Here is a 22,154-nt window from a genome sequence, read left to right on the forward strand (position 1 = left end):
CGCCATGGGTTTCGAACTGCCAACGCGCCCAGGTCCGCGCCCCGAGACCACCGAGTGCGCCCCGCACGAACAGGTGTCGCAGAATTCGACCCCCGAGGTTCATGCGCTCTTCAAGCGCCGCGCCTTCGAGCTGCCCTTTGTCGAGCGCCGCCCCTCGGGCATTTCGGTTCCGGGCGCCGAGGCGCTGGTGCTGCCCGCGCCCCATGCCTGCGGCCCGCGCGAGGCCTTCATGGTCGGGCGCGAATTCGCCCATGTCCACCCCGCCCATGACGGCTCGTCGCATCTGATGCTGCCCTTGCCGGCGGTGGAGGAACTGATCGCCAAGGGCTGGGGCGAGCCGCACCCGATGGCGCGGCTGGGCCATATCCCCGCGACGGCGGTCATGGCCTTCGCCCCGCGCGACGCGGCCGAGGTCGATGTGATGCTGCGCCTGCTGACCACAAGCTTCGAGTTCGCGCGCGGCAAGCTGGCGAACCCCGCCCCCATCCACCTCCACGATTGATCGCAAGAACTTCTCAAGACACCAGGACAGGAGACTTACCATGACCAGCATCCAGAACGGCCCTTTCATCGTCACCGGCGCCTCCGGCCAGCTTGGCCGGCAGGTGGTCGATCTGCTGGTTCAGGCGGGCGCCGGCCCGGTCATCGCCATCTCCCGCACGCCCGAAAAGCTTGCCGATCTGGCGGGAGAGGGTGTCGAGGCGCGCAGGGGCGATTTCAACGACCCGGCGTCGCTCGAGGCTGCCTTTGCGGGCGGCAAGCGCCTCCTCATCATCTCGACCGACGATCTGGAACCGGGCAAGCGGCTCGCTGCCCATTCAAACGCCATCGCGGCCGCCAGCGCGGCGGGCATCGGCCATATCGTCTATACCTCGCTGACCAACCCGGTATCCGACAGTCCGATCGGTTTCGCCCCGGACCACGCGGAAACCGAAAAGCTGATCGTGGCAAGCGGCGCCGATCACACCATCCTGCGCAACAACCTTTACGCCGATCTTCTGCTGATGGCAGGTGCCCAGAGCATCGCCTTGGGCCAGCACTTCGCCGCCGCGGCTGACGGCAAGACCGGATATGTGACGCGCGCCGATTGCGCCCGTGCCGCAGCCGCGGCGCTGATGACGGGTAGGGGAAAGCAGACCCTCGACATCACTGGCCCCGCGGCCGTGAGCCAGGCCGAGATCGCGGAGATCCTGTCCGGGATCGCGGGCAAGCAGATCTCCTATGTCGCCCTGCCCTCCGAGGATCTGGTGCAGGCGATGATCGCGAATGGCCTGCCGGAATTCATGGCGCGGGTCTTCGTCTCTTTCGACGAGGCGATCGCGCAAGGCTATCTCGACGTGGCCAGCGCCGATCTGAATGCCCTGACCGGCCAGCCGGGACAGTCCGTTCGCGACTTCCTGCTGGCAAACAGGGCCGCACTGCTGCGCTCGCAGGGCTGAGGGCGGCAGGATGCGCCTGTAAAGCGCCACCTTCCCGCCCGATGCCCTGCGTGTCCGCGCTGTGGCCTTCGAACTGGTGACCGACCTCGACACCGTCGAGGTCGGCCTCCGCGCCGGGGATGTCCTACGGCGCAATCCGAATGCCAGGGTGCCCTTGCTGGAGGACGGCGATTTCGTCTTGTGGGAATCGCGGGCGCTCCGTGGCTATCGCGCCAGCCTGCATCCCGAAGCGGGGCTAGTCCCGCACGATTCCGCCACACAGGCCCCGATGGACCAGTGGGCCTGGCGGCAGGCCATCCCTCCGGGACCGGCCATGCAGAAACTGTCCTTCGGGCTCTTCCTGAAGGGAAAGTTCGGCATGGGCGATGCCGATCCGGCGACCGTCGCTTCCGAGCGCAAGGCCTGCGATCGGTTTCCGGACGTTCCCCAAAAAGGGGCTGGCAGGCAAGGCCCGGATCGTCGGCGCCCCGAGCCTTGCCGCCTTCTGCATCGCGACAAGCTTCATGTATCGCGCTCGGAGCCGGGATTTCGCCCGATGCCCGGCCCGCCCCCTGCGCCGAACCTTTCCCGCCGCCCTGCCGCCTCGACTCCGTGGGACTTTGCCGGTGATGCGTCCCGCGACCGGGTCTCGGCAATACGTTTGACGGCATCAGATCGTCCGGGACGAAAGCTCCGTCATCGCCGATCCGGTCCTCCTGCCCCGATTTGCGTCAGGTTGCGGCCCTTCGATGTCCGACAAGTCCGCAATCATGCGGACAGGCGAAGCCGCCCCGCAAGGCAGCTTCGAAGCGGTCATGTCGTGGCACCGGAGGGGATTTCCCGTGCCGAAGCGGCGTTGGGTCGCCGGATGCGGAACAAGATCGCATAGAGCACTGGAACTGCCAGCAGCGTAAGAACCGATGCGAAGGCAAGGCCCCCCATGATCGTGACCGCCATCGAGGCGAAGAAGGCGTCCGGCAGCAGCGGCAGCATGCCGAAGATCGTCGTCCCCGCCGCCAGCACCACCGGGCGCAGACGGCTGACCGAGCCATCCACCACGGCGTCGTAATCCGCCGCCCCGGACGCGCGCCTGAGGTCGATCTCCTCGACCAGAACGATGGCGTTCTTCATCAGCATCCCCGACAGCGACAGGAAGCCCAGCAGAGCCGTGAAGGTGAACGGCATCCCACTGGCAAGCAGTCCCAGCACCATCCCTGTGACCGACATCGGCACTACAAGCCACAGGATCAGCGGCTGGCGCACCTTGTTGAACATCAGGATCGAGATCGTCAGCATCACGAGGAAGCCCAGCGGCAACTGCTTGCCTAGCGATTCTTGAGCCTGCTGCGAGCTTTCGAACTCGCCGCCCCATTCCATCCGGTAGCCGGGGGGCAGTTCCATCGCCTCGATCTGCGCCCGCACGCTGCGGAAGGCCTGGTCGGCCGTCAGATCGGGCCGCTTGCCGCCCTGGGCGGTGATCGTGCGCTCGCGGTCGCGCCGGTGGATCAGCGCCTCGGCAAGCTCGACCTCCATCCGGGTCACCATGTTGGACATCGGCACATAGGCACCGGCCCCCGGCGACCACACCGGCAGGTCCTGCACGCGGTCGATGCCGTCGCGCTGGGGTTCGGGCAGGCGCAGGTAGATCGGCACCTCGGCGTCGCCTTCGCGCAGGGCGGCCACGCGCAGGCCCGAGGTGCCGAACTGCACCGTGTCGGCGATCGCCTGGCGGGTGGCGCCGGTCAGGCGCATGCGCGATTCATCGACGATCGGCACGACGCGCAATTCGCGCTGGCGCCAGTCGGTGCGCGGCTCGATAATCGTGCCGGCCGCCTCGTAGATCTTCAGCGCCTCGTCGGCCAGCTGGCGCAGGATCAGCGGATCGGGCCCCGAGAAGCGCACCGCCACCGCAGCCCCCGCCGGCGGGCCGAAGACCAGTTCCTCGGTGCGCACCAGCGCGTGGGGGAACTCCATCGCCAGCTCGCGGTTCAGCCGGGCCGCCAGTTCCGGGATCACCAGGGCGTCACGCGTTCGCACGATCAGCTGGCCATAGCTGGGGTCGGCCTGTTCGGGGTTGTAGGTCAGCATGAAGCGGCTGGCCCCGCGCCCGACCAGCGTCGTCACGGCCACCACATCGGGCTCGGCCATAACAATCTGCTCCAGCCGCTGCATGGCGCGGTCGGTGGTGTGGATGTCAGTGCCCTGCGGCATCTGGAACTGGACGTAGAACAGCGGCGTGTTCGAGGCAGGGAAGAAGGCCTGCTTGACCTGACCGAAGGCCATGATTGAGGCGACTGTGATCCCCACGATCACCAGCATCACCAGCCAGCGGGCGCGCAGCGAGCCGTGCAGGATCCCGCGGTAGGCCCGATACATGAGCCCCCGATAGGGATCGGCCGACATGTCTCGCGGGGCCTTCAGCAGAAGCTTGCCCAGGTAGGGCGTGACCGTGACTGCCAGAACCCAGCTGAGCAACAGCGAGATCCCGATGACGGCAAAGAGCGAGAAAAGGAACTCGCCCGTCGCATCCGGCGACAGGCCGATACCCGAAAAGGCCATGATGCCGATGACCGTGGCGCCAAGCAGCGGAATGCTCGTCGCGCTCTCGGTCTCGGCGGCAGCGTCCTCGGGCGTCTGGCCGCGCGCCATGCCGATCACCATGCCCTCGGCGATGACGATGGCGTTGTCCACCAGCATCCCCATGGCGATGATCAGCGCTCCCAGGCTGATACGCTCCATCTCGATCCCGAGGACCGCCATGAAGAAGACGGTGGCCAGCACCGTCAGGCCCAGAGTGGCGCCCACCACAAGGCCCGCGCGCCAGCCCATCGTAAGCATCAGCGCGCCGACCACGATAACCACCGACTGCAAGAGACCAACAAGGAAACTCGACACCGCTTCATCGACGACCTTGGTCTGTTCGTAGATCGGAACCAGTTCTGTTCCTTCGGGAAGCTGCTCGCCGAGTTCGGCGAGGCGCGCCTCGACCGCCTGGCCGACAGCCACGACGTTGCGGTCGGTCAGTGCGGAAATGCCGATGGTGAAGGCCCGGACACCATTCTGGCGAATGATCTGGGAGGGTTGCTCCACCTCGTGGCGGCTGACCGCGGCAATATCGAAAACCGTGGCCTGCCCGACCTCGCCAGCTGCGCCGAGGCGCAGCGTCTCGATCCCTTCAACCGTGGCATAGCCTTGCGGCACGGATAGCGCGATGCGCGCGGTGTCGGCGGTGACCTCGCCATTGGCGAAAACCTGGTTCTCGCTGGCGATCACGCCGATCAACTGGTCGGGCGGCAGGCCCAGACCGGCCAAGCGGGCCGGGTCGATCGCGATGGTGATCTCTTCCTCGATCAGGCCCTGGACCTCGACCTTGGCCACCCCGTCCACCGTCACCAGCCCGCGCCGCAAAAGCGTGGCAAGATCGCGTTGTTCGGTCGGCGTCAGGCCCTGGGTGGTCACGGCATAGAACAGCCCGTAAACATCGCCGAAATCATCGTTGACGATCGGAGCGCGGGCGCCGGCGGGCAGTTCGCCGCGCACGTCACCGATGCGCCGGCGCATCTCGTCCCAGATCTGCGGGATCTCGTCGGGCCCGTAGCGCATGTCGATCTCGACCGTGATCTGCGCCATACCGGGCATGGATTTCGACTGCACGCGATCAAGCTGCCGCATCTGCTGAAGTGCGGTTTCGATGACATCGGCGACTTCTTCCTCTACCTCCTCGGCGGTCGCGCCGGGATAGGGCACGAAGACAAGCGCGGTCTTGAGCGTGAAGCTCGGGTCCTCGAGACGGCCGACATTGGCAAGCCCCCAGAGCCCGCCAAGCAGGCAGAACAGGATCGCAAGCCAGACGGCGACGGGGCGGCGAATGGCGCCGCGCGCGATGCTCATGCGTGCTGCATCAACCGTCTCAGATGCCATGGCGGTCATTCTCCCGTTCCGCAGTGTGTTGGACGGCGGTCAAAGCGCCTGCCGTCAAAGGCCGACGACCGCAACTCGTGCCCCGTCGCGCAGGCGCCACCAGCCGGTTGCGACCACCGTTTCGCCGGGCTCCAGCCCCTCCAGCACGACGATCCAGTTGTCGCGCGGCAGGCCCAGCCGGACATCGCGGCGCGAGACCGTGCTGTCCTCGGCAGTGTAGATCCAGACCGTCGGATTGGCCCGGCTGGTCGTGTCCACTGCCGAGACGGGAAGCGTCACCGCCTGCGAAGGACGGCTGCTTTCGATTTCGCCCACCGCAACGTTCGCCGTCATGCCCGGCAGGATGCGCGGGTCGATATCGCCTGCGATCCTGAACTCGACATCGAAGGTCCGGGTCGAGGAATTGGCCTCGGCCGCGAAACTGCGCGGCTCCAGCGTCGGACGATAGCCCGGCGCGGCCGGAAAGGTGGCCGTCACCGAAAACAGATCGGGCTGGACGCGGGCCACGGCGGCCAGATCCTCGGGCAGCGAAATGCGGATCAAGAGTTCGGAGACGTCCTGAAGGCGCACCACCGGCTGGGCGGGCGTCACGTTGGCATAGGCTTCAACATAGGTGCGGGCAACGATGGCATCGAAGGGGGCGCGCACCTCGGTCTGGGTCAGACGCCGTTCCGCCTCGCGCAGCGCCGTCTCGGCCTGGGCAAGCTGCGCGCGCACCGCGTCGAGCTGCGCGTCGGTGGCGACCCCGCGATCCGACAGGGCGGAGGCGCGGGTAAACTCGCTGCGCGCCAGATCGTACGAGGCACGCGCGCGGTCCAGCGCAAGCTGGAAATCGGCCTTATCGAGCTGTCCTATCAAGTCGCCGGTCGTCACCCGATCACCGGCAATGACTGGAAACTCGACAAGCTGCCCGGAAACCTGGAAGGCGAGATCCACCGTTTTCAGCGCCTCTACTGTCCCGGCAAAGGATCGGGTTCTGGCCTCGGAATACGCGACAGCCTGAGTGATCTCGACGGGCATGGGCAACGCAGACGCTTCAGCACCTGACGGAGGGCCGGCAACGTCACTGCTGCTCGCCGCTTCCCGATCCTGCGCATGGATCTGCCAACTCGGCACGGCAAACAGGAGCGCACAGACGCAGCCTGCGACACCAAGTCCAAGCAGCGCTCTCGCTTTGCCTTCAATGGGCATTGTCGATCATCTCCTCAATTTTCTGTGCAAGCTCGTTGCGAACCGATGGCCCACCATCTGGAAGTGCCAAGAGCGAATGGAAACGTAGTCCTTGCAGCGCGAAGAAGATCAGACGCCCTAGGCTTGTGTCCTTCATTTCCGCCTCGATGCAGGAAAGATCGACCTCAAGCGCGTCACGCAGCGGGTCAAGAAGGTCCGGTTCGGCCGCCGCGACGGCTAGGATCGCCATGGAAACGTCGGAAGCCGCTGCGTCGAGGGTGCGGAGCGAGCAAAGGTGGCGACGAAGGGTGCGTTGTCGCGAGTCCTGCGGCAGGCGCGCTTCTAGGGACTCATGCTCGGAGAGCATGTCCCTCAGCAGCGCCGCCATGAGGTCGCGCTTGGTCGGAAAGTTGTAAAGAACACCGCCTTTGCTCAGTCCTGCTTCCCGCGCAATCGCATCGAAGGAGATATGTGAAACACCCTCGCGCGCGGCGATTGCGCGCGCGGCCGTTAACACGCGCGCACTTGCGTTTTTCCGTCGGCTTTGCGATCCATTCTTCAAGACTGTACCATCCGGTCGGTAAACTCCGGTGGGAGGTAGAGCCGCCGTCCAATATGGTCAAGGCGTTGGGTTGGCAGAACAGCCCCCGAACTCTGGGCAGGTGAGAGTAAGATGAAGAAGGTCAAATCCTATCTGGCCATAGCCGCAATGCTCGCTTTAGTTGCGATAGGATTCTTGATCTGGCGTGGCGATGGTGCCCAGTCGATTCCGGACGGTTTCGCACTGGGAAACGGGCGGATCGAGGCGGTTGAGATCGACGTTGCCGCCCCTAGGCCAGGGCGGATCGCGCATATTATGGTACGCGAGGGCCAACTTGTCGCAACCGGCGATCCGCTGGCCGAACTGGATGTCCGGCAGTTGCAGGCTGCGCGTCATCAGGCCGAGGCCGAGCGCCAGCGAGCAGAGATCGCGGTCGAGAATGCCAGGCTGCTGGTCGAACAGCGTGCGGCCGAGGTACGTGCCGCCGAGGCGGTTCTGGCCCAGCGAGAGTCGGCGGAGGTTGTGGCCCGGCGCCAGCTGGAACGGTCCGAGGCGCTGACCGCTGGAAACGTCACGTCCGAGCGCGCCCTGGAACTTGATCGCTCGAACGCGCTGGGTGCGCAGGCGGCTGTCGCCTCGGCCGAGGCCGCACTGGCAGCGGCGCGGGCCGGCGTGACCTCTGCCGAAGCCTCGGTCGTCGGCGCCGAGGCGGCGGTCGCGGCGGCGAAGGCCGCCATCGAGGCGATCGACGTCCAGATCGAGGACAGCACCCTGAGGGCGCCCAGGGATGGCCGGGTACAGTTCATCGTGGCACGCGCGGGCGAGGTCGTCGGCGCGGGCGGCCGGATCGTCAACATCGCCGATCTGGGCGATGTCTACATGACCTTCTTCTTGCCGACGGCTGCGGTCGGCCGGATCGGACTGGGCACCGAGGTGCGCCTCCTGCTGGATGCCGCCCCGGGCATCGTCGTGCCGGCCGAGGTGTCCTTCGTTTCGGACGTGGCGCAATTCACGCCCCGCACCGTCGAGACCGAGGTCGAGCGCGAGAAGCTCATGTTTCGCGTTCGAGCCCGCATCGCCCCGCTCCTGTTGGCGAAATATGCCGACTACGCCAAGACCGGCCTTCCCGGTGTCGCTTGGGTCCGGCTCGACCCCGCTGCACCCTGGCCCGCCGCAGCCGAAGGGCGCGTCCTCGAATGACGCCGACTCCCCCCGTCGTGCGGGCCGACGGCTTGTCGCTTCGCTATGGCCGGGTAATGGCACTTGATCGGGTGACGCTTGATCTTCCAGCAGGCAGCGTTGTCGGTCTGATCGGCCCGGACGGGGTGGGCAAGTCCAGCCTGCTTGCGCTGATCGCGGGGGCCCGCAAACTTCAGGAAGGGCGGCTCGAGGTTTTGGAGGGCGACATGGCGCGCGCGCGCCACCGGGCGCGCATCTGCCCACGCATCGCCTACATGCCGCAGGGTCTGGGGCGGAACCTCTACCCGACGCTTTCCGTGCGCGAGAACGTGGAGTTCTTCGGGCGCCTTTTCGGCGAAGGCCGAGCCGAACGGGACCGCCGGATCGCCGACCTGCTTCAGGCGACCGATCTCGACGCCTTCGCCGACCGCCCGGCGGCCAAGCTGTCAGGCGGCATGAAGCAGAAGCTGGGCTTGTGCTGCGCACTGATCCACGAACCCGACCTGCTGATCCTCGACGAGCCGACCACAGGCGTCGATCCGCTGTCGCGGCGGGAGTTCTGGGCGCTGATCGGCCGCATCCGTGCCGGCAGTCCCGGCATGAGCCTGATCGTGGCCAGCGCCTACATGGAGGAAGCCGCGAACTTCGATCACCTCGTGGCAATGGACGAAGGGCGGGTGCTGGCCACCGGCAGCCCTGCCGACCTGCTGGCCCAGACCGGCTCGGAGGATCTCGACGCGGCCTTCATCGCGCTTCTGCCCGAGGAACGGCGCGCCCGCCATCATGAACTGGTCATCCCGCCGCGCAAGTTCGAAGATGCGAACGGCCCTGTGATCGAGGCCGAGAACCTTACCGTCCGCTTCGGCGACTTCACCGCAGTGGACAACGTCAGTTTCCGCATTCAGCCGGGCGAGATCTTCGGCTTCCTCGGGTCGAACGGCTGCGGCAAGACGACGACGATGAAAGTCCTGACCGGGCTTCTGGAACCGTCCGAGGGCAGCACGCGTCTCTATGGCCACAAGATCGATGCCCGCGACATGGAAACGCGCAAGCGCATTGGCTACATGACGCAGTCCTTCTCGCTCTATTCAGAACTGACGGTGCGGCAGAACCTCGACTTGCACGGGCGGCTGTTCGACATGGCCCGCGCCGAGATCGCCCCGCGCATCGCCGAACTTTCGCAGCGCTTCGATCTGGCGGACGTGCTGGACAGCCTGCCCGCCGCCCTTCCGCTCGGGGTGCGGCAGCGGCTGTCGCTGGCGGTCGCGCTGATCCACCGGCCGAAGATCCTGATCCTCGACGAGCCGACCTCGGGCGTCGATCCGGTGGCGCGCGACCAGTTCTGGCAGGCGCTCGCCGACCTGTCGCGCAAGGACGGGGTCACGATCTTCCTGTCCACGCACTACATGTCGGAAGCCGCGCGCTGCGATCGCGTCTCGTTCATGCACGCCGGCCGTGTGCTGGTATCGGGCACGCCCGAAACGATCCGGCAGGAGGTCGGCGCGGCAACACTGGACGATGCCTTTGTCCACCATCTTCGTCGCGCTGCGGATGACGGTGCAGCCCATCCACCCGCGACCATTGTTGCACAGCCGAAGAGCCGCGCACCCCGACCGCCCGGGCGCTTCAGCCTGGCCCGGCTGTTCGGCTTTTCCTGGCGCGAGGCGCTGGAGTTGCGCCGCGACCCGATCCGTCTGACGCTGGCCAGCCTCGGCAGCGTGATCCTGATGATCGTGCTGGGCTACGGCATCTCGATGGATGTCGAGAACCTGAAATTCGCGGCGCTCGACCTCGATCAAACCGTTCTCAGCCAGTCCTATGTCAACGACCTTGCCGGATCGCGCTATTTCGACGAAGCGCCTCCCCTGACGGGCTACGACGATCTTGACGCGCGAATGCGCGCGGGCGAAATCAGCCTTGCACTTGAGATCCCGCCCGGCTTTGCCGCCGATCTCGCCCGGGGCCGTCCAGTCGAGATCGGCGCCTGGTTCGACGGCGCGATGCCGATGCGGGCCGAGACGGTGCGCGGCTACGTCCAGGGGATGCATGTGCATTGGCTGACGGACCAGCTCCGCCAAGCCTACGGAGAGGACGCCGTGGCCGGAGACTATGCGCTGGAGCTGCGCTTTCGCTACAATCCCGATGTGGAAAGCCTTGCCGCCATGGTCCCCGCGGTCATTCCGCTTCTGCTCATGCTGATCCCGGCCATGCTGGCCGTGCTGTCCGTCTCGCGCGAGAAGGAGACGGGCTCCATCGTCAACCTCTATGTCACGCCTGCCCGGCGGCTCGAGTTCCTGCTGGGCAAGCAGGTGCCCTATGTCGCCCTAGGCTTCGTCAACTACCTGCTGTTGCTGGCGCTGGCGGTCCTGGTCTTCGGCGTGCCGGTCAAGGGCAGCCTTCTGGCGCTGTCTGCCGGTGCGCTGGTCTATGTCGTGCTGGCGACCGGGTTCGGACTGCTAATTTCCGCATTCACCCGCAGCCAGGTGACGGCGCTGTTCTTCACTGCGCTCGCGACGCTGATCCCGGCGGCACAATATGGCGGCATCATCGACCCGGTGTCGTCGCTGGAAGGCATGGGCCGGGTGATTGGCGAGGTCTTCCCGACCAGCCATTTCGTCACCATATCGCGCGGAACCTTCGCCAAGACGCTCGGCTTCGGCGATCTGGGCGGATCGTTCCTGCCGATGCTGGCGCTGGTTCCGGTGATCGTCGCGCTCGGCGCGGTGTTCGTTCGCAAGCAGGAGAAATAGGCTATGCGGCCGAAACATGTGGCGCATCTGGCAATGAAGGAGCTGCGCGGCCTGTTGCGCGACCCGCTTCTCATGGTTCTGGTGGTCTATGCGTTCACGCTCGACATCTACACCCACGCCACCGCCATGCCCGAGACGCTGAACCGCGCCACCATCGCCATCGTGGACGAGGATGCCTCGCCACTTTCGCGCCGGGTGTCGGATGCGTTCCTCTCGCCCTATTTCGTGCCGCCAGCGCAGATCGGCCTGGCCGAGATGGATGCGCGGATGGATGCCGGGATCGACACGTTCTCGCTGGTGATCCCCCCCGATTTCCAGCGCGACCTGCTGGCGGGCGATCGGCCGGAACTGCAACTGAACGTCGATGCCACGCGGGTCAGCCAGGCCTTCACCGGCGCGGGTTATGTGCAGGCGATCGTCAATCAGGAGATCGCCGGCTGGGCCGCCCGCGATGCCGCTGCGGCTGCGCCTCCGGTCGATCTGGCAGTGCGGGCGCGATTCAACCCGGCGCTGGACCCCGGCTGGTTCGGCGCCCTGACGGCGGTGATCAGTGCTGTCACCATGCTTTCGATCATCCTGTCGGGCGCAGCCCTGATCCGCGAACGCGAACACGGCACGGTCGAACACCTGCTGGTGATGCCTGTCACGCCGGCCGAGATCATGACAAGCAAGGTTCTCAGCATGGGCGCGGTGGTGCTTGTGGCAACCGGGCTGTCGCTGAACTTCATGGTCCAGGGGGTGCTGGAGGTGCCGATAGCCGGCTCGGTCACCCTGTTTCTTGTCGGGGCGGCGCTGCATCTTTTCGCCACCACCTCTCTGGGCATCCTGCTGGCAACGATCTCCGGCTCGATGCCGCAGTTTGCCATGTTGCTGTTGCTGGTGCTCTTGCCGCTGGAAATCCTGTCGGGCGGCATGACCCCGCGCGAATCCATGCCCGAGGCGGTGCAGTACGCAATGCTCGCGGCGCCCAACACGCATTTTATCGCCCTTTCGCAGTCGGTCCTGTTCCGCGGCGCGGGGCTTTCGGTGGTCTGGCCGCAACTTCTGGCACTGGCGCTGATCGGCACCGCTATGTTTTCCATTGCGCTGCGTCGGTTCCACGGGCTCCTGAGGTGACCGGAAGGCGGCAGGGCATACCGACAAGGCGGGCGACGCTCGCACTGATGGGAGCTGCGGCGGTAAGCGCCTGCGGTGTAGAACCGCGCATCCCATACCGCCCGGATGACAGGGCCGCGACACCGTTGCTGGGTGCAGCCTATCGCATCCGCACGGACGCGGCGATAGAGGACTATCCACCGGACCTGGGCCCGAGGTTTCGCGAGAACGGACGGTCGCATTACCTGGCCATTTCCGGGGGTGGCGCAAACGGTGCCTTTGGCGCGGGTGTCCTGGCGGGCTGGACCGCTTCCGGAACGCGACCGACCTTCTCGGTCATAAGCGGCGTCAGTACCGGGGCGCTGATCGCACCGCTCGCGTTTCTGGGCCCCGAACATGATGTTACGCTGCGCAATCTCTATACCGGCGGCGTTGCCGAGGGCATCGGCGGCAAGCCCTCGCTGCTGGGGTTGCTTACGCGGGGTGCGCTTGTCGATCCCCAGCCGCTGCGCCAACTGGTCGAATTTTTCGTCTCACCCTCGCTGCTGCGTGGAGTCGCGCAAGAACATGCCCGAGGCCGACGCCTCTTCGTATTCACGACCGATCTGGACACCCAGCTCGGGGTGATCTGGAACATGGGTGCGATTGCGGGCAGCGGCGATCCGGGCGCTCTGTCCTTGTTTGAGGACGTCCTGATGGCCTCGGCCGCGATCCCGGGTGCATTTCCGCCGATCCGTATTCGCGGGCAGACCGCTGACGGCCGCACCTTCGAGGAACTGCACGGAGACGGTGCCGTCGTGTCGAACGTCTTCTCATTGCCCGAGACTGTGCTGTTCTCGTTCCAGGGACAGCGCGCGGTCGGGGCGGCGCTGACCGACATCCACATGCTGATGAATGTCAATCTCGAACCGGAATTCAACGTCGTGGCGGTGCGACCGAGCGCGATCACCGCCCGCTCGGTTTCGACGTTGCTGAAGTACCAAATGCTGCGCCAGGTCAACGCGACCCATGACTTTACACACGCTGCCGGAATCGGCTTCCATGTCACCTCTATTGACATGGTCGCGCCCGACGATGTCGACACCCTCGAGTTCAATACCGCCTATATGCGCGCCCTCTATGCCGGAGGTTTGCGGCGGGCCCGCGCCGGGTCGGCGTGGTCAGCGGCTCTGCCACCTCTGGAAGGGGGTGAAGCGATCGTGAGCACGGGTTAGGACCGCCAGATGAAGCACAAGCCGTAGCGGCGGCACCATCCTTTTCACGCCTTCCCAAAAAGTTCCGAATCCTCGACGACCTTCTGCGCCAGAAGCAGGCTGCACCCTAGACTGTCACTGAGTTCGGCCGCGATCGAGCGGCTCAACCAGCGCGTCCAGAAACCGTGCCGGTGGTGTCCGACAACGACAAGATCCGCCTCGGTCTCAACGGATACCCTGGTGATGGTTGCGACGGGATCGCCGAACTCGATCCGGACCTGCGGCGAAAGCCCCATCCCCGTCAGCCGCTGGCGGCCCTCCTCCAGGATTGCGTCCAGATCGGCCTTCTGCTGGCCCAGGGCAACGGTATCGGCCCCGATCGCGTAGACATTGCCCGAGGCTGTCTCGACCACCGCCAGAAGAGTCACGGCAGCGCCCGTGATCTGCGCAAGGCGCGCGCCCTCGCGTAGCGCCAATCGCCCTTCGCGAGAGCCATCATAGCAGAGCAGAATTCTGGAATACACGGCTTGGCCTCCACGCTCGAATTTAGTCTTGCAAGACGGTTGCTTGCATACTAATTAGCTTCCTATCTTTTTGCAAGACAACCAGAAGCAAGAGCTGATGACTGCTGCACCAGACATGGCGGAGACCTTCACGCGCGCTCTGGCAAGTGTGTCGCGCCAGTGGAAGCGCAGGCTCGACGTACAGTTTCGTCATCTGGGTCTGTCACAAGCACGCTGGGCCGTGATTTTAGAACTGTCCCGGCACGAAGATGCGACCCAGATCGAACTGGCGCGCGTCCTTGGCATCGAGGGGCCGACGCTGGTGCGCTTGCTGGACGGTCTTGAAAGGATGGGGTTTGTCGAGCGCCACCCAAGTGCCGAGGACCGACGCGCCAAGAAACTGGTCCTGACTGAAGCCGCGATTAGGATTCTTGAGAGGATGAAGTCGATCGCCGCAAATAGTCGCTTGGAAGTTCTTGAGGACATTCCTGCGGACGATCTTCGCACCGCGACCCGCGTCCTGGCGCAGATTGCATCCCGGCTGGAGAAGATGGGTAATGACGAAAATGGATGAGATCAAACCGGCAGCACCCGAAGCAAAGGAGACAGGCGAGACCTCCGTGTCGGATTTGCCAAAACCGGCTGCGCGGCGCAGCCGGGTTAAATGGACCCGGCTGTTGGTCGTGGCGGCAGTCCTTGGGGTCGTGGCCTGGCTGGGAACCCCATGGATCATAGCACGGTTCACTCAGGTCCATATCAACGATGCCCGCGTCGCAGCGAGCGTCGTGACCGTGTCCAGCGAAGTCGCTGGCCGCGTGACCGAACTTCCGGTGCTTGTCGGGGATTCGGTCGCTGCGGGAACTGTTCTAGCGTCGATCGACCAGGAATCGTCGCAGCCGCAACTCGATGCCGTCATCGCAAAGCTGGCGGCGACAGATGCCCAGCTTTCTGAACTCGAAAACCGCAAGGGCATGCTGACCGAGCAGCTCGCTGCGCGGCGAGAAGCAGCCAATGCCGGCATCGCGGCTGCCGAAGCCAACCATGAAGCCGCGCTTGCCGTGCTGCAGAATACGCAAACCCGCCACGACCGTGTGGTTAAACTGGCCGAGCAGAATGTTTCGTCGCAACAATCGCTCGACGAGGTGAACGCGGCCCTCGCCACAGCGACACAACAGGAGCGCGCAGCCTATGCCGCAACAGAAGCCGCACGGGCAAATCTTGCAATCGTCGAAGCAGACGCAGCCCAAATCGCTGTGCTGGACTCTCAGATCGATTCTGCCAGGGCAGGGCGCGTCGCGATCGAGGCGGAACGTCGGCTGAAGGAAATCGATCTCGCGCACCGTACGATTGACGCCAGCTTCGACGGTATTGTTGACGCGACCTTCGTTGATGTCGGCGAGTATGTAACCCCCGGAACAAGACTGGTGATGTATCACGCGCCCGAGAATGTCTGGATCGATGCCAACGTCAAGGAAACCGAGTTTTCCAGGTTGCGTGTGGGGTCAAGAGCCAGCATCACTGTCGATGCTTTTCCCGGTCGGACCTTCGAGGGCGAGGTGATCGGCATGGGCGGCGCGGCGACCAGCCAGCTTGCCTTGCTGCCCAGCCCGAACCCTTCTGGCAATTTCACCAAAGTCACCCAGCGGCTGCCAATCCGTGTCTCGATCGATGCCGATGGCGTGGAACTGCGGCCGGGCATGATGGTTGAGATCTATGTCGATGTCACAGGTTGATCGCTTTTTCGAGCAGTACGGGCCGGCGTACAAATGGTATGCCACCGGCACGATCATGGTGGCGACCATCTCGGTGGTGCTTTCGACCACAATCGTGAACGTCGCCATTCCGGCGGTGATGGGTGCCTTCGGGATCAGCGCTGTGCAGGCACAATGGATCTCGACTGGCTTCCTGGCGGCGATGACCGCCACAATGCTGCTGGCCGACTGGGCGGATCGCGCCTTCGGCATGCGGTTGACGATGAATGCGGCGATGGGCGTCTTTCTCGTCGGCTCGGTCGTCGGCGGTCTTGCTCCGAATGAAACCATCCTGACGTTGGCGCGCGTCGTCCAGGGTGCCGCAGCAGGCATTGTCCAGCCGCTGGCGATGATCATGTTGTTCAAGGTCTTCCCCCCTGACAAGCGTGGTGCGGCGATGGGTATCTACGGGGTGTGTGTGGTGCTCGCCCCCGCTCTCGGGCCCTGGATCGGCGGCGTATTGATGGACGCCTTCGACTGGCGCTTCGTCTTCTATCTGGGCCTTCCCTTCGCCGGGGTCGCCATCCTGCTGTCAAACCTTTTTCTGCCAGGTCGAGAGCAGACCGGGCCGCTTCCCGCTTTCGACTTCCCGGGCGTCGCGATCCTTGCGGTCTTTCTCGCAGTCATCCTCAGCACATTGTCGAATGCTCAGCGTCTGGGATGGGATTCGAACATGACACTTGTAGGCTTTATGGTGTCCGCAGCCTCGGCCGCAGGATTCATTCTATGGGAGCTTCACACCGACAAACCCATGCTCGACATGCGGCTCTTTGCCAATTTTGCCTTCGTTTCTGCTTCGGTGGTGTCCTTCATCATGGGGGCAGGGCTTTTTGGCTCGACCTATCTCTTGCCCGTCTTTGTCCAGCAGATCCAAGGCATGACGCCGACGCAAGCGGGTCTTCTGCTGATGCCGTCGGGCTTCGTGATGCTTATCGTTTTCCCGATCGCAGGGCGCCTGTCCGACAGGGTTCCAGCCGCAATCCTGATCGGCATCGGCATGGCGATCTTCGCTTGGTCCTCGTGGCTGATGGCGGATGCGAATATCAACACGACATTCTGGACACTTGCCTGGTGGACCGTGATTTCCCGGGTGGGTCTAGGACTGGTGTTCCCGGCAATTTCCTCAGGAGCTTTGAAAGTATTGCCCCGGCATCTCCTGGGGCAGGGCTCTGGGGCCTCGAACTTCATCCGCCAGCTCGGCGGCGCCTTCGGGGTCAACCTGCTCACTGTGTTCATTGAGCGGCGCACAGTCATGCACGCCGATGCCTTTGCAGCCACGCAAACCAGCGACAATACCACCACGATGGAACTTCTGCGCGAAGTCGCCGGCCTGATGCATTCGTCAGGGCTGCCAGACACGCAGCTCCTACCGGCCGCAGCCTCTTATCTGGGGCAGACCGTGGTGATCCAATCATCAAACGCTGCGTTTCAGGACGGCTTCATGGTAGTGTTCGCGATCTTCGTTCTGGCGCTCGCACCGACCTGGTTCATGTGGCGGGCCAGAACCTGAGCGCCCGCCGGACCGGCCGAGGTCAGACCGAGCACAGCGCCGCGGCCCGGCCCGCCGCCGCATGCGCGGCGATTACCGCGCCGTTCAGGTAGCCTGGATCGCGGGGCGCGGTCTCGCTGCCGGCAAGGGTCAGACGATCCGACCAGGGCGCAGGCAGGGCGAAGACCTGCGGCGCCGGATGGCCGGGGTCAGTCAGGTCGCCCGAGGTCGCGGTCAGGACGTCCGCCGCCCAGTCCTTCAGCCGCACCGACCGCGGCTCGGCGGCCGCCGATCCGAACAGGCGCACAAGCTGCGCGGTGCAGGCCGCGATCACCGCCGCCTCGCCGATCTGCTGACGCCCGGCAGCGGAAAGCCCGACGAAGCCGAACAGCGCCGCCTCGCCCGCGCTGCTCGTGGCGTCGTGGATCTCGGTCATCGGGCCGACCAGGCTTTGCGCCCCTCCCGAAAGGCCGGCCTCGCGCCAGAAGCGCCTCGGATAGACGGCGAGGAACTTGGCATGGGGAGCCATCCAGGTCGGCGTCCGGCGCCACAGATCGAGCACGCCTGGAGAGGGTGCCGGATCGAGCGTCAGGCCCTGCGCTATCAGCCGGGGTGGCAGTGCCAGGATGACGTGATCGGCCCGCACCTCGTCCTCGGGCAGGGTAAGTACGACCGCATCCTCGGCCCGCGTCAGTCGCCGGACCGGCGCTCCGAGGCGGATGCGGTCGCGCGGGATCACGGCGGCCAGCGCCTGCGTAAGCGCCCCCGTCCCGCCCGCGATCCGCCAGGACGCGACGCTACCGGGATGGGGCACGCGCAAAGGTGGCTCCTGCGGATGGCGCTCGAAAAGCATCTGCCCAGCCTCATCCTGCCTCTGGCAGGCCAAGCCGAGTTCCGCCACCAGCGCGGCGATCTCGGGCTGCATGTCGGGCCAGAACCAGGACGGGCCCAAATCGAAGCCGGCACCGGGTGCGCCATCTGCCCCGACGGTCAGGATACGCCCGCCAAGGCGCGGCCGCGCCTCGTAGAGCCGGACATCCGCGCCGGCCTGCCACAGTAGCCGGGCCGCGTTCAGCCCAGCGAGCCCGGCTCCAACGACAGCGATGCGGCCTTCGGTCATGCCGCCGCACCCGGCAGGGGCAGCAGATCGGCGTGTTGTAGCGGCGCATCCTTGAGCCAGACCCGCGCGCCCTCGGCCTCGGCCACCAGGGCATGCCCGGCAGGCAGGCGCAGCCAGCTCTGTGCGGTCAGTTCCTCGCCCCCGACGCGCAGGCTGCCCGACAGCACCATCATTTCCAGCCCGCGCGGGTTGTCGCGCCGGATCGTGCCGTCCCAGGTCTCGATGCCGACCCGTTCGAACCCGTCGTCGAAGAGGACACCCTCAGCCTGTCCGGGCGGCAACGCGATCTGCGCAGTGTCGCCAGCGCGGAACTGCCAGAGCCGCACGAAGATCTCGCAGCCTTCGGCAGCGGCGGGGCTGTGGCGAGTGCCCGGTGGGTTGCGGAAATAACTCCCCGCGGGATAGTCGCCGTGCTCGTCCTGGAAGGTGCCGACCAGCACCAGGATTTCCTCGCCGCCGGTATGGACATGTTCGGGAAAGGCGCTGCCGGGGGCATAGCGTACGATCGAGGTGGCGCGGGCGACCTCGGCACCGTCGCGATAAAGCATCTTGCGCTCGACCCCCGCGGCCGGGCTAGGCACCCAATCGAGCCGGCTGCCTTGGACAACCGTCGGGCGCGTGAAATCGGTGTTGAGCTGCATGATCTGCATCCGTGTTTTGGCATGAGAAGGAAGGGCGCACCCGGTCCGGGTGCGCCCGTGGCGTTGCGGCCCTACGACCGGGGTCAGGCCAGGCCGTGCCGCGAAAAGGGCAGCTCGCGCACCGCCTGCCCGGTCGCCCGGCGCACAGCATTGGCAACGGCGGGGCCGATCGGCGGGGTGCCGGGCTCTCCGATGCCGGTGGGGGCCTCGGTAGAAGGCAGGATATGCACCTCGACCTCGGGCATGTCGGTGATGCGCAGGGGCGTGTAGTCGTAGAAGTTCGACTGGTCCACTTCGCCCTCGGTCAGGGTGATCTCCTCGCGAAGGATCGCCGACAGGCCGTAGCCCAGACCGCCTTCGATCTGGGCGCGGATGTTCGAGGGGTTGATCGGTACGCCGCAATCGACCGCGCAGGTCACGCGCACGACCTTGACCTTGCCGTCCTCGCGCATCCTCACGTCGGCCACCTCGGCCACATAGGAGCCGAAACTCTTGTGCACCGCGATGCCGCGCGTCAGCCCCTCGGGCAGGGCGCCAGCCTTGTCGGCGGCCATTTCCAGAACGCCGCGCGCGCGCGGATCGGCAAGGTAGCGCAGGCGGAATTCCACCGGGTCGGCACCCGCCGCCTGTGCCAGCTCGTCCATCATAGTCTCGACGACATAGGCGGTGTGGGTATGGCCAACCGAGCGCCACCACAGCACCGGCACGCCGACGCGCGGATGATGCACGTCCGCCGTCCAGCCCGGGATCGCATAGGGCGAGCTTTCGCCCAGCCCCTCGACCGAGGAACTGTCCACCCCGTCCTTCACTGCGAAAGGCTCGAAGGCCGTTCCCAGCATTATCCCCTGACCCACTACCCGGTGCTGCCAGAAGGCTATGTTGCCTTCGGCGTCCAGTCCGGCGCGGACCCGGTGCATGTGCATCGGGCGGTAGTAGCCGCCGCGGATGTCGTCCTCGCGCGTCCATACCAGCTTGATCGGGCGCGCCTCGCCATGCGCGTCGAGCCAGGCCTTCGCCACCATCGCCGCCTCGGCGACGTAGTGGCTGTCATAGATCGCCCGCCGCCCGAACGACCCCCCGCCCCAGAGCGTGTTGATCGTCACCGCCTCGGGGGCGATGCCCAGGACCTGCGCGCCAATGTTCTGATCGAGGGTCTGGATCTGCGAGCCGGTCCAGAAGGTGGCTGCCGTGCCGTCGAAGCGGACCGTCACGTCGATCGGCTCCATCGGCGCATGGGCGAGATAGGGGAAGAAATAATCCGCCTCGATCACCTGCGCGGCTTCTCGGCCCGTGGGCTCGGCCGCGTGGAACTGCGTGCCCTCGCGGTCGAGAAGCGCCGCGTATTCGGCGCGCAGCTCCTCGGTGCCACGGTTCTCGGCCGTGCCGATATCCCACTCGGCCACCAGCGCTTCGCGCGCTTGGATTGCCTGCCAGGTGGTCTCGGCGATGACGGTGGCACGGTCGGGCAGGCGGATCACGTCGATCACGCCGGGCAGGGCGCGGGCGGCGCTGTCGTCGAGCGCGGCAAGGGTGCCGCCGAAGCGCGGGCTGCGCAGGCTGACGGCATGGACCATGCCCTCGATCCGCGCATCCATGCCGAACATGCCCGTGCTGCCTTCCGTCTTGCGCGCCACATCGACGCGGGGGAAAGACTTGCCGATATAGACCCACTGATCGGGCGATTTAAGCGTCAGCTCGCCGGGCACCGTCTGACGCGCCGCGGCCTCGGCCAGGTCGCCGAAGGTGGCGCTGTTGTTCCCGGCGCTGACCCGGCCGCCCGCCACGGTGACGGCGGCAGGATCCACGCCCCAGGTCTCGGCCGCGGCGGCCACCAGCATGGCCCGCGCGGTGGCGCCCGCCTCGCGATACTGCTGCCAGGAATTGGCCATGGCAGTCGAGCCGCCGGTGCCCTGCACCCCCATCAACGTGTTGGCATAAAGCGCGGTATTGGCGGGGGCGAATTCGGTCGTGACCTGCGCGGCATCGGCATCAAGTTCCTCTGCCACCAGCGTGGCAAGCCCGGTCGCCGTGCCCTGGCCCTTGTCGAGGTGCTTGACGATCACCACCACGCTGTTGTCGGGGCGGATATGGACGAAGGGCGTGGCTAGCCCTTCGGCGGCCCCCTCGGCGGCCGCCCGCCCTACGGGCAGCGCCGCGCCCAGCATCAGCCCGCCCGCGGCACCGGCGGAAAGTTTCAGGAAGCCACGGCGCGACAGCGGCGCGGCGCGAACGGCGGGAACGGCCCCCGCGATGATCCGGTCCAGCATGGTCAGCCCTCCATGATCTCAGCGGCGCGGTGGACCGCCTTGCGGATCCGCGCATAGGTGGCGCAGCGGCAGAGGTTGCCCTCCATCGACGCGTCGATGTCGGCGTCGGTCGGCTTCGGCGTCCCGGCCAGAAGCGCCGCGGCCGACAGGATCTGCCCGGACTGGCAATAGCCGCATTGCGGCACCTCGAGCTCGACCCAGGCGGCGCGGACCGCCTTTGCGGCGGCATCGGACGCGCCCTCGATCGTGGTGATCTCCACCCCCTCCAGATCGCCCACCGCGCTCTGGCAGGACCGCGCCGGCACCCCGTCCAGATGCACCGTGCAGGCGCCGCAGGACGCCACGCCGCAGCCGAACTTGGTGCCAGTCAGGCCCAGTTCGTCGCGCAGCACCCACAGAAGCGGCGTGTCCGGCGCGCCAGATACCTCGCGCCGCGCGCCGTTGATCGTCAGCGTGATCATCATAACCTCCTTGGTCGGTTCAGCCCAGGTTCGGAGCGGTGGCCGTGAAGGCCGCATCGGCGGCCAGCTGCGTCCACCAGTCGGACATGCCCGGCACCGCCATCAGCGCGCCGCCATCCTCTGTCATCGTGGCATAGGCGACCAGCGGGCCAAGCAGATAATCAGCATAGCCCGGAGCATCCCCCGCGAGCCAGAGCGAACCGCCCCGGTTCTCGATCACAAGCCCGGCAAGGCGCACCGCGGCGTCAACGTTCTGCCGCCGCGCATCTTCGTTCTTGCCGCCGACCAGATCAGGGAACAGATGGTAGGCGACAAAGCCAATGATCGCGCCATAGCCGTAGTTGGCGATCAGCGCGGCCGTCTCGTCGGCCTTGGCGCGGCGCTTGGGATCGGCCGGCCACATCGCCGGATCTGGATTGCGCACCTCGAGATAACGGGCGATCGTCTCGGTCTCGCGCAGGCGCATCCCGTCGATGTCCAATACCGGCACCTTGCCGAAGGGATGGCGGGCCAGATGCTCGGGCTGGCGCGTCTCGCCGGCCAGCACGTTCACCGGAACCTGGTCGTATGCGATGCTCTTGCGCGCCAGGATGCAGCGGATCGTGCGCACATAGGTCGATCCGTCGAAGCCGTAGAGGGTCACGTTGGTCATGAT

Annotated in this window: 19 protein-coding genes; 10 read left to right on the plus strand and 9 right to left on the minus strand. The window is 66.0% G+C overall.

The genetic code is table 11. The annotated features are described in order from the left end of the window. Window positions 1-4 precede the first annotated feature (4 nt). The 3 genes from ACFQXB_RS18370 to ACFQXB_RS18380 are packed head-to-tail and all read left to right on the plus strand — an operon-like array spanning window position 5 to window position 2,307. Complete coding sequence (locus tag ACFQXB_RS18370; RefSeq protein ID WP_377406696.1) at window positions 5-502, plus strand: luciferase domain-containing protein; 498 nt, start codon at window positions 5-7, stop codon at window positions 500-502. A gap of 40 nt (window positions 503-542) precedes the next feature. Continuing rightward, a complete protein-coding gene (locus ACFQXB_RS18375) occupies window positions 543-1,439 on the plus strand; it encodes an NAD(P)H-binding protein (protein ID WP_377406697.1) in 897 nt (298 codons plus the stop codon). A gap of 46 nt (window positions 1,440-1,485) precedes the next feature. Continuing rightward, a complete protein-coding gene (locus ACFQXB_RS18380; RefSeq protein ID WP_377406730.1) occupies window positions 1,486-2,307 on the plus strand; it encodes a glutathione S-transferase family protein in 822 nt (273 codons plus the stop codon). On the opposite strand, the gene ACFQXB_RS18385 is transcribed toward ACFQXB_RS18380, so the two are convergent. The 3 genes from ACFQXB_RS18385 to ACFQXB_RS18395 all read right to left on the minus strand — a co-directional run bounded on the left by ACFQXB_RS18385 (window position 2,232) and on the right by ACFQXB_RS18395 (window position 7,071). Then, window positions 2,232-5,339, minus strand: coding sequence for an efflux RND transporter permease subunit (locus tag ACFQXB_RS18385; protein WP_377406698.1), 3,108 nt, complete (start codon window positions 5,337-5,339; stop codon window positions 2,232-2,234). The two genes, ACFQXB_RS18380 and ACFQXB_RS18385, sit on opposite strands and share 76 nt — an antisense overlap. Window positions 5,340-5,393: 54 nt before the next feature. Beyond that, the gene (locus tag ACFQXB_RS18390; RefSeq protein WP_161905878.1) at window positions 5,394-6,359 is read right to left on the minus strand and encodes an efflux RND transporter periplasmic adaptor subunit; all 966 of its coding nucleotides are present in this window, start codon (window positions 6,357-6,359) and stop codon (window positions 5,394-5,396) included. Between the two features lie 160 nt (window positions 6,360-6,519). Beyond that, complete coding sequence (locus ACFQXB_RS18395; RefSeq protein ID WP_065169882.1) at window positions 6,520-7,071, minus strand: TetR/AcrR family transcriptional regulator; 552 nt, start codon at window positions 7,069-7,071, stop codon at window positions 6,520-6,522. 111 nt (window positions 7,072-7,182) lie between these two features. Between ACFQXB_RS18395 and ACFQXB_RS18400 the strand changes: the two genes are divergently transcribed. From ACFQXB_RS18400 to ACFQXB_RS18415, 4 genes are all read left to right on the plus strand, one after another. Beyond that, window positions 7,183-8,250, plus strand: coding sequence for an HlyD family secretion protein (locus tag ACFQXB_RS18400; RefSeq protein WP_377406699.1), 1,068 nt, complete (start codon window positions 7,183-7,185; stop codon window positions 8,248-8,250). Further along, on the plus strand, window positions 8,247-10,979 hold the full coding sequence (rbbA, locus tag ACFQXB_RS18405; protein WP_377406700.1) for a ribosome-associated ATPase/putative transporter RbbA: 2,733 nt from the start codon (window positions 8,247-8,249) through the stop codon (window positions 10,977-10,979). Before ACFQXB_RS18400 ends, rbbA begins: the two co-directional genes overlap by 4 nt. 3 nt (window positions 10,980-10,982) lie before the next feature. Continuing rightward, window positions 10,983-12,095, plus strand: coding sequence for an ABC transporter permease (locus tag ACFQXB_RS18410; protein ID WP_377406701.1), 1,113 nt, complete (start codon window positions 10,983-10,985; stop codon window positions 12,093-12,095). A 125-nt stretch (window positions 12,096-12,220) separates the two neighbouring features. Then, window positions 12,221-13,288, plus strand: coding sequence for a patatin-like phospholipase family protein (locus ACFQXB_RS18415; protein ID WP_377406702.1), 1,068 nt, complete (start codon window positions 12,221-12,223; stop codon window positions 13,286-13,288). A gap of 44 nt (window positions 13,289-13,332) precedes the next feature. Here ACFQXB_RS18415 and ACFQXB_RS18420 read toward each other — a convergent pair whose 3' ends face one another. Further along, window positions 13,333-13,791, minus strand: coding sequence for a universal stress protein (locus tag ACFQXB_RS18420; RefSeq protein WP_027264282.1), 459 nt, complete (start codon window positions 13,789-13,791; stop codon window positions 13,333-13,335). Window positions 13,792-13,888: 97 nt separating this feature from the next. Between ACFQXB_RS18420 and ACFQXB_RS18425 the strand changes: the two genes are divergently transcribed. Genes ACFQXB_RS18425 through ACFQXB_RS18435 form a run of 3 tightly spaced genes read left to right on the plus strand, consistent with a single transcriptional unit; the run spans window position 13,889 to window position 17,031 of the window. Beyond that, window positions 13,889-14,344 (plus strand): MarR family winged helix-turn-helix transcriptional regulator, encoded by a 456-nt coding sequence (locus tag ACFQXB_RS18425; protein ID WP_377406703.1) that lies wholly within the window; start codon window positions 13,889-13,891, stop codon window positions 14,342-14,344. After that, complete coding sequence (locus tag ACFQXB_RS18430) at window positions 14,328-15,503, plus strand: HlyD family secretion protein (RefSeq protein WP_377406704.1); 1,176 nt, start codon at window positions 14,328-14,330, stop codon at window positions 15,501-15,503. Before ACFQXB_RS18425 ends, ACFQXB_RS18430 begins: the two co-directional genes overlap by 17 nt. Then, the gene (locus ACFQXB_RS18435; RefSeq protein WP_377406705.1) at window positions 15,490-17,031 is read left to right on the plus strand and encodes a DHA2 family efflux MFS transporter permease subunit; all 1,542 of its coding nucleotides are present in this window, start codon (window positions 15,490-15,492) and stop codon (window positions 17,029-17,031) included. Before ACFQXB_RS18430 ends, ACFQXB_RS18435 begins: the two co-directional genes overlap by 14 nt. Window positions 17,032-17,053: 22 nt before the next feature. Here ACFQXB_RS18435 and ACFQXB_RS18440 read toward each other — a convergent pair whose 3' ends face one another. From ACFQXB_RS18440 to ACFQXB_RS18460, 5 genes are all read right to left on the minus strand, one after another. Then, a complete protein-coding gene (locus ACFQXB_RS18440; RefSeq protein ID WP_377406706.1) occupies window positions 17,054-18,130 on the minus strand; it encodes a flavin monoamine oxidase family protein in 1,077 nt (358 codons plus the stop codon). After that, window positions 18,127-18,771 (minus strand): cupin domain-containing protein, encoded by a 645-nt coding sequence (locus ACFQXB_RS18445; protein WP_377406707.1) that lies wholly within the window; start codon window positions 18,769-18,771, stop codon window positions 18,127-18,129. The genes ACFQXB_RS18440 and ACFQXB_RS18445 overlap by 4 nt, the downstream gene beginning before the upstream one ends. A gap of 83 nt (window positions 18,772-18,854) precedes the next feature. After that, window positions 18,855-21,038 (minus strand): xanthine dehydrogenase family protein molybdopterin-binding subunit, encoded by a 2,184-nt coding sequence (locus ACFQXB_RS18450; RefSeq protein ID WP_377406708.1) that lies wholly within the window; start codon window positions 21,036-21,038, stop codon window positions 18,855-18,857. Between the two features lie 2 nt (window positions 21,039-21,040). Beyond that, window positions 21,041-21,499: a (2Fe-2S)-binding protein gene (locus ACFQXB_RS18455; protein WP_377406709.1), complete on the minus strand. Its 459-nt coding sequence runs from the start codon at window positions 21,497-21,499 to the stop codon at window positions 21,041-21,043. Window positions 21,500-21,518: 19 nt separating this feature from the next. Continuing rightward, entirely contained in the window at window positions 21,519-22,151 is a 633-nt protein-coding gene (locus ACFQXB_RS18460) for a glutathione S-transferase family protein (RefSeq protein WP_377406710.1), read from the minus strand. Window positions 22,152-22,154 lie beyond the last annotated feature (3 nt).

Source organism: Halodurantibacterium daqingense (assembly GCF_042666235.1).
In the GTDB taxonomy this organism is placed as follows: domain Bacteria; phylum Pseudomonadota; class Alphaproteobacteria; order Rhodobacterales; family Rhodobacteraceae; genus Halodurantibacterium; species Halodurantibacterium daqingensis.